Raw genomic sequence first — 4,444 nt, 5'->3', positions numbered from 1 at the left:
CGCTCGGCGTCGGCGCGACCACGGCGGCGTCGACGCTGGTCGCGGCGGTGACGGGGGCCGAGCCGGTCGCCGTCGTCGGGCGCGGGGCCGGGATCGGCGACAACGCCTGGATGCGGAAGGCCGTCGCCATCCGGGACGCGCTGCGCCGGGCCAAGCCGCACGTCCACGACCCGCACGCGCTGCTGCGCACGGTCGGCGGTGCGGACCTCGCGGTGCTCACCGGGTTCCTGGTCCAGGCGGCGCTGCGGAGGACCCCGGTGCTGCTCGACGGCCTGGTGGTGGGCGCCGCCGCCCTGCTCGCCGACGACCTCGCCCCCGGTGCCCACCAGTGGTGGCTCGCCGCGCAGCAGTCGCCCGAGCCCGCGATGACGCTCGTGCTGCAGCACCTGCAGCTCGTCCCGGTGCTGGACCTGCAGATCCGGTTGGGCGACGGCACGGGCGCGGTCGCGGTCCTGCCGCTGGTCCAGGCCGCGGCGCGGCTCCTGGGCGAGACCGCCTCCGCGGAGTCCAGCGGCATCACCCCGGTCCGCGCCGTCACGGGATGAAGGCTCGGGTGCCGCGGTGAGGTCGTTGGCCCTCGCGCTCAGCTGGTTGACGGTGCTGCCGGTGCGGACCGGGGAGCCGTCGCGGGCGGTCGCGGGCGGGGCGCTGCGGTGGGCGCCGCTCGTCGGCGCGGGGCTGGGCGCGGTCGCGGGCGCCCTGGTCTGGGGGCTGACCCGGGTCGGGCTCCCCGCCCTGGTGGCGGGCCTCCTGGCGGTGGGTCTCCTCGCGCTCGCGACGCGCGGGATGCACGTCGACGGGTTGGCCGACACCGCCGACGGGCTGGGCTGCTACGGCCCGCCCGAGCGGGCGCTCGCGGTGATGAAGGACGGTGGGGCGGGTCCGTTCGCCGTCGTGACCCTGCTGGTGGTGCTGGGGGTGCAGGCGGCCTCGCTCGCGGAGGTCGGGGCGGCCGGGGGCTGGCGGACCGTCGCGATCCCGGCGCTGGCGTGCGCGGTGGGCCGAGTGGGCGTCTGCTGGGTGGCGCGGCGCGGGGTGCCCGCGGCCCGGCCCGGTGGCCTGGGGGCGCTCGTCGCCGGGTCGCAGCCGGGGTGGGTCGCCGCGCTGTGGTGGATCGGGCTGGCGGGGGTGTCGGTGCTGGTCGCGGGCCCGTTCGGACCCGTCGGGGTGGCGCTCGCCGCGGCGGTCGCGATCGGGCTGTCGGCCCACACCGCGCGGAGGTTCGCCGGGATGAGCGGGGACGTGCTGGGCGCCACGGCGGAGCTCGGGACCGCGGCCGTCCTCCTGACGGTCGCCGCGACCGTCTGACCGGGCGGCGGACCCGGGATGTCCGACTCGCGCGTCCGAGGTGTCCGACTCGCGCGTCCGAGGTGTCCGACTCGCGCGTCCGAGGTGTCCGACTCGCGCGTCGAAAGTGGGGGACTCGCGCGGCGGGAGTGGGGGACTCGCGCGTCAGAGGGCGGTCATCCAGCCGTGGGTGTCGTGGCCCTTGCCCCGCTGGATGTCGGTGAGGATGGACCGCAGCCGGGTGGTGACCGCACCGGGCTCGCCGTCCGCGACCCGGACGGCCCGCACCTCGTCCCCCGCCTGGTACTTCACGGTGCAGATCGGGGTGATCACCGCGGCGGTGCCACAGGCGAAGACCTCGGTGATCGAGCCGTCGGCGCAGCCGGAGATCCACTCGTCGGACGAGATCCTCCGCTCGGTCACCTGGCAGCCGATCTCCTTGCCCAGCACCAGCAGCGAGTGCCGGGTGACGCCCTCGAGGATCGACCCCGACAGCTCGGGGGTGACCAGCTCCGCCGAGTCGCCGGACCCGTAGACGAAGAACATGTTCATGCCCCCCATCTCCTCGATCCACTTCTTCTCGGCGGCGTCGAGGTAGGCGACCTGGGCACAGCCGTGCGCGGCCGCCTGGGCCTGCGGCAGCAGCGACGCGGCGTAGTTCCCGCCGCACTTCGCGGTCCCGGTCCCGCCCACCGCGGCGCGGGTGAAGTCCGTGCACAGCCAGACGTTGACCGGCTTGACCCCGCCCGGGAAGTACGCCCCCGCCGGGGAGGCGATCAGCAGGAACAGGTACTCGTCCGCGGGCTTGACCCCGAGGCCCACCTCGGTGGCGATCATGAAGGGCCGCAGGTAGAGGGACTCCTCACCACCCGCCGGGGGCACCCAGGCCCGGTCGATCGTGATCAGCTCGTCCAGCGCGGCGAGGAACAGCTCGTCGGGCAGCTCGGGCATGCCCAGGCGGACGGCGGACTGCCGGAAGCGCGCGGCGTTCGCCTCGGGCCGGAAGGAGGCGACGGACCCGTCCGGCTGGCTGTACGCCTTGAGCCCCTCGAAGATCTCCTGCCCGTAGTGCAGGACCATCGTGGCCGGGTCGAGCGCGATCGGCCCGTAGGGCACGACCGCCGCGTCGTGCCAGCCCTGCCCGCGCGTCCACCTGATCGACACCATGTGGTCGGTGAAGAAGCGACCGAACCCGGGCGCCGCCAGGATCTCGGCGCGCCGCTGGTCGGAGACCGGGGCGGGGTTCGGGTCACGGGTGAACGACGCGCTCATGCCCCAAACGGTAACCCCACGGGCAAGCCGCGGGATCAGCCGGTAGGGCGTCCGTTCATCGGACGTGCGACGGTACGAACGGCGGCTTCACCACGGTGACCTCGAGCCCGCGGCCGCGCACGTCCACCGACAGCGTGTCCTCGGCCCGCACCTGCGCCGCGGTGTCGATCAGGGCCAGCGCGATGCCGGTCCGCAGCGTGGGCGAGAAGGTTCCCGACGTCGTCACGCCGACCTGGGCGCCCTCGCGCAGCACCGCCATCCCCGCGCGCGGCACGCCGCGGCCGGTGGCCCGCAGGCCCCGCAGCCGTCGGGCGGGTCCGGCCTCCTTCTCCGCCAGCAGCGCCGCCCGTCCCCAGAACTCCGGCTTGGCCCACCCGACGGCCCAGGAGCTGCCCGCCTGGACGGGGCTGATGTCGAGCGAGAGGTCCTGCCCGTGCAGCGGGTAGCCCATCTCGGTGCGCAGTGTGTCCCGCGCGCCCAGCCCGCAGGGCTGCCCGCCCAGCGACGCGGCGCCCGCCAGCAGGCCGTCCCAGATCGCGGGGGCCTGCGCGGCGGGGACGAGCAGCTCGTAGCCGTGCTCGCCGGTGTAGCCGGTGCGGCAGACCCGGACCTCGCCGGCGTCGGTGAAGGCCATGTAGTCGAGGCCGGCGATGCCGCCGAAGCCCGCGAACATCGTGGCGAACAGCTCCGCCGAACGCGGCCCCTGCACCGCGATCACGGCCAGGTCCCGGTGCCGGTCGGTGATCGTGATCCCGGCGGGTGCGGCCGCCGTGAGCAGCGCCGCCACGGCCGCGGAGTTCGCGGCGTTGGGGACGAGGAGCACGGAGTCGGGGCCGTCGAGGTAGGCGATGAGGTCGTCGACCACGCCGCCGGTCTCGGTGCAGCACAGCGTGTACTGGGCCTGTCCCGGCCCGATCCGGTCGAGGTCCGCGGTGAGGCAGGAGTTGACGAACGCCGCCGCCCCCGGCCCGCTGACCTGCAGTTTCCCGAGGTGGCTCACGTCGAACACCCCGACGGCCTCGCGCACCGCCGTGTGCTCGGCGACGGTCCCCGCGGGATAGGAGATCGGCATCGACCAGCCGCCGAAGGGGCCGAGCGTCGCCCCGAGGGCGACGTGCCGCTCGTGCAGGGGGCCGGAGATCAGGTCCACCCGACGACCCTATGCCGCCTGCTCCCCCGGGGGCTCCTCGCGGTCCGCGACCGGGCGGCGCCGGGCGCGCAGGGCGCTCAGCTCCGTCAGTCCCCACCCGACCAGCAGGATCCCGAGGGTGATCAGCACGGACGTCACGGGGAGCAGGGCGGCCAGCCCGAGGCACAGCACCACGCCGACGGCCGGGACCCACCGCGGGAGCCGACTCCCCGGCGTCCGCAGCGTCGCGACGTGCACGATCGCGTAGTGGACCAACATCGCGCACGCGGACAGCGCGATCGAGGCGACCGGCCCCGCGAACACGGCGACGAGGACGGCGAGGGCGGCGCCGAGGACGTCGGACCGCCAGGGGGCGCCGGACCCGCAGACGCGGCCGAACGCGCGCGGGACGTCCTCGTGCCGGGACATGGCCGACGCCGTCCGGCTGACCCCGATCAGCACCGCGAGCAGCGTGGACCCCGCGGCCACGGCCGCGCCGATCCGGACCAGCACGCCCAGCGCGGGGGCCTGCCCGGTGTCGACGAGCGCGACGAGCGGGGCGTGCTCCGTGCCGAGCCGGTCGGTGCCCAGACCCACCAGCAGCGCCCCGGCCACGGCGAGGTACGCCAGCGTGCACACGCCCAGGGCGATCGGGATCGCGCGGCGCAGCGTGCGCGCCGGGGTGCGGACCTCCTCGCGGTGGGTCGTCACGTTCGCGAACCCGACGAACGCGAAGAACACGAGCCCGGCCGCCGA

At 75.6% G+C, this 4,444-nt stretch carries 5 protein-coding genes; 2 read left to right on the top strand and 3 right to left on the bottom strand.

Annotation, left to right across the window (positions count from 1 at the left end):
• Window positions 1-545, top strand: a 545-nt coding sequence (locus tag H5J29_RS22225; RefSeq protein ID WP_181782979.1) for a nicotinate-nucleotide--dimethylbenzimidazole phosphoribosyltransferase, incomplete at its 5' end; no start/stop codon positions are given.
• A gap of 16 nt (window positions 546-561) precedes the next feature.
• On the top strand, window positions 562-1,308 hold the full coding sequence (locus tag H5J29_RS22220) for an adenosylcobinamide-GDP ribazoletransferase (protein WP_181782978.1): 747 nt from the start codon (window positions 562-564) through the stop codon (window positions 1,306-1,308).
• Between the two features lie 144 nt (window positions 1,309-1,452).
• Here H5J29_RS22220 and H5J29_RS22215 read toward each other — a convergent pair whose 3' ends face one another.
• The 3 genes from H5J29_RS22215 to H5J29_RS22205 form a co-directional block, all read right to left on the bottom strand.
• Window positions 1,453-2,559: a branched-chain amino acid aminotransferase gene (locus H5J29_RS22215; RefSeq protein WP_181782977.1), complete on the bottom strand. Its 1,107-nt coding sequence runs from the start codon at window positions 2,557-2,559 to the stop codon at window positions 1,453-1,455.
• Window positions 2,560-2,614: 55 nt separating this feature from the next.
• The gene (gcvT, locus tag H5J29_RS22210; RefSeq protein WP_181782976.1) at window positions 2,615-3,709 is read right to left on the bottom strand and encodes a glycine cleavage system aminomethyltransferase GcvT; all 1,095 of its coding nucleotides are present in this window, start codon (window positions 3,707-3,709) and stop codon (window positions 2,615-2,617) included.
• Between the two features lie 9 nt (window positions 3,710-3,718).
• A partial coding sequence (locus H5J29_RS22205; protein WP_181782975.1) for an APC family permease occupies window positions 3,719-4,444 on the bottom strand: 726 nt, incomplete at its 5' end.

It is taken from the genome of Pseudonocardia pini, from assembly GCF_013870575.1.
In the GTDB taxonomy this organism is placed as follows: domain Bacteria; phylum Actinomycetota; class Actinomycetes; order Mycobacteriales; family Pseudonocardiaceae; genus Pseudonocardia; species Pseudonocardia pini.
Note: the sequence above shows the minus strand (reverse complement) of the source record. Positions and strands in the feature narration are given on the sequence as shown.

What these genes read in the sequence shown, in the direction of transcription:
- H5J29_RS22215 (WP_181782977.1), bottom strand. Translation starts at nt 2,559, where the DNA reads ATGAGCGCGTCGTTCACCCGTGACCCGAACCCCGCCCCGGTCTCCGAC.